Raw genomic sequence first — 3,060 nt, 5'->3', positions numbered from 1 at the left:
GGAGGGTGAACAGGAGGGCTGCCAAGATCTGCAAAATGTCGGCGCCCAGTCGGCCCCCCTCTGTCCTGCCGGACATCTCCCCCTCAAGGGGGGAGATTGGCAGCTTCATTGGCGGCGCTCTCTTTCTCAACGTCAGGGATTGGCGAAAGCCAGGAAACAGCTGATCTCCACCCTTGAGGGGGAGGTGTCCGGCAGGACAGAGGGGGGTCCCTTGGCGCCGACGTTTGATGGTCACGGCTCGGCCAGCACGATGTTTTCCACGCCGCCGACATAATAGAACGGCTTCTGCTTCGAAGCGGTCAGCCGCACCACCTCGTGCGAAATGAAATCGGCCAGCCCGAACAGCGTGACGCCGCCATCCGGGGTTCTCGCCTTGCCGCGCAGGCCCTCGAGGATCGAATAGGTGAAGACGCCGTGGCCGAGTTCGGGCAATTCGGCGGCGGTGTTGTTGGCGGCGGTGGCCGAGAAGACGACGATGCGCGCGTCCTGCGCATCCTTTTCCAGCCGCGGATTGAAGGCGTTGGCGGCGTGGCAGGTGTCGAGCAGCATGAAGCGCATGCCTTTGGCCCGCTCGACCGATTTCTGGATGTCGGACCAATCCACCAGCGAAGAGCGCTTCCAGCGCTCGGCGTCCTGTTTGCGGCCATCGGTCGGGATGAAATAGTAATCCTCGTCGATGTTGATGCCGTGGCCGGCTACGAAGATGATGGTGGTGTCGTGCTCGCCAGGCCGGTCGAGGAAATCGGCGAGCTGGTCATCGATCGTGTGCGAGTCCGGTTCCATGATGCTGCCGGCACTGGCGACGGTGTAGGTCTGCTGCGCCTTGTCGGGGCTCTCGTCGAGCGCTTGGCGGTTGACCAGCACCAGCGATTCCATCGACGAGAACAGCGGCGCCGACTTCTGCGCAACCACCTTGAGAAACTCGGTGGCATCGTCGACGGGGTAGCGCAGGTCGCAGGCGTGGCCGGAACAGGCATCGGTCAGGAACGGGTATTTGTCGACACCGATGACCGCGACATAGAGCTTGCCCTTGGCTTGGGCCTTCTCGGCCTTCCTTGCCAGCGTCGTCACGCTGCGCTCGGTCAGATAGCCGTATTCATTGGTGCCGGTGATGCGAATGGTGTTTTGGCCATCCTCGACCGGAACCTCGACGATGGTGTTGTTGCCGTCCACCGAGCGGGCGGTGACGTCGCCGACATTGCGGCTGTTCGAAAGGATCGAGAAGCCGGCGGCATCAGCGCCAGCCTCCCTGGCGCCCGTGATTTCGACCGCGACGTAGCCGTCTCGCACCTTGCTCTGATCGCCGGCGAGGCGGATGCCGAACTCCGGCGGCTTGCGCTGGAGAAGCTTCTGCAACTCGTCGTCGACGCCGGGCCGCATCTCCTTGACCGCCTGCCTGGCGCTGCGCAGGATGATGGCGCGGCGCACCATTCCGGGCTCCAGAGGTATTTCTTCAGCTGGCCGGCGCGGATGAAGCGGCCTTCATGGTCGCGACCCTGGTTGACGTGCCAGCCGATCAGCTTGTCGCCCTCGTCGGAGGAATAGTAATAGCCCTGCGGCATCCAGGCGATCCATTGCGACCCGGCAAAAAACATCGACACGATCAGTTCGTGCGTCTTCAGGTTCCAGAGCCGGAGCGTCTGGTCGGCACTGCCGGTGACCAGCAGGCTGGCCTTTTCGGAGGCGACCATAGCGTTGACCTCGCCGGTGTGGCCGGTGAATTCACCTGATACCCTGGCGGTCGCGGATTTGTACTCCAGCAGCGTGCCGTCATTGCCGCCGGTGATCAGGCCAAGCCCGTTGTCGATCAGCGTGAAGGCGGAATGGGCAAAGCCGTTGGTGGCGTCGTTCTCGATCGTGCGCACGACCTTACCGCCATTGGCGATTTCCAGCACTGCGTTTTCCAGCGCGTCCTTGCCGCCGACCGTGGCGTGCAGCGACCACTGGCCGCTGGTCAGTGTGGCGCGGGCAAACGAGTTTTGCTCCGTCAGCAGCTGGGGGTCGTCGAAGAACCGCTCGGCGGTCGGCAGTTCCAGCTTCTTTTCCAGCGCGCCCATTTGTTCCGGGCAGGCGACGCGCTCGGGGCAGGGGTTGGCATCGCCCCAGCCGATGATGCCGTTCGCCGCGTCGATGCCGACCGCGGTCACCGGCTCCCCCGATCCTTGCAGCAGGGCCTTGCGTTCACCCGTCGCCGGGTCCCAGACCTGGATGGCGTTGCGGGTACCGCCGGCCGTCGCCACCAGCGACCCGTCGGCATTGGCGGCGCTGGCGTAGACTGTGCCGTCATGGCCGGCATAGTCGAGCAGCTTGTCTCCAGTGTCGGTGTTCCAGACGATGGAGCGGTGCTTGTTGGCGCAGCGGTAGCCGCAGGAAGCGATCAGACGTGACCCCTTGGCGAAGGTCAGCGAACCGATGAGGAAATCCTGCTTCGGCATGGCGCGCACCAGAGTGCCGTCAGCCGCACGCCAGATTTGGACCTGCCCGTCCTTGCTGCCGGTGCCAAACTGGCTGCCGTCCTGCGAAACGGCCAGCGCCATGACGCTGACGTCCCGCAGCTGCTCCGCTTCGGCCGGTAAGGCGATCTGCTCGCCCTTCGTGATGTCCCAGAGCCGGATGCCATTGTCCGTCGTTGTCGCCGCCAGTCGGGTTCCCACCGCGGCGAAAGCCAGTTTGTCGATATGCCAGGAATCGGCGTCGAGCTTTTTGTCCAGCGTCCATCCGGCCGTGGATTTGTCGTCCAGCCTCCAGAGATAGACGACGCCATCGGCGCCACCGCCGGCCAGCATCTTTCCATCGGGAGAGAAGGCAAGGTCATAGGTCGCGTAGTCGGCTGCCTTGAGTACGGCCTTCATCTTGCCGGTGGCGAAGTCGAACAGCCTGATGTCGCCATAGGGCGGCCTGTCGCCGAGACCAGCGCCGAAATAGCCGCCGGCGGCGATCGTCTTGCCGTCCGGCGAGACCGCGACCGCGGAGATCTTGCCGTCGTTGCCGTTGCCGAGATAGCCACGGATGGTGCGCAGGCTGACGCCGTTTTGCCAGTCCCAGATACGGATGGTCCTG

The 3,060-nt window shown here is 64.2% G+C and carries 1 protein-coding gene and 1 pseudogene; both read right to left on the bottom strand.

What is annotated here, in order from left to right; translation table 11 throughout:
- Positions 1 to 231: 231 nt before the first annotated feature.
- Entirely contained in the window at positions 232 to 1,173 is a 942-nt protein-coding gene (locus EOA36_RS38600) for a caspase domain-containing protein (protein WP_245464530.1), read from the bottom strand.
- Positions 1,083 to 3,060, bottom strand: a pseudogene (locus tag EOA36_RS32140) (hypothetical protein); the annotation flags it as partial. The gene EOA36_RS38600 and the pseudogene EOA36_RS32140, both read right to left, overlap by 91 nt.

Source organism: Mesorhizobium sp. M8A.F.Ca.ET.021.01.1.1 (genome assembly GCF_003998025.1).
GTDB lineage: Bacteria > Pseudomonadota > Alphaproteobacteria > Rhizobiales > Rhizobiaceae > Mesorhizobium.
This window is presented reverse-complemented; position numbering and strand designations above follow the sequence as displayed.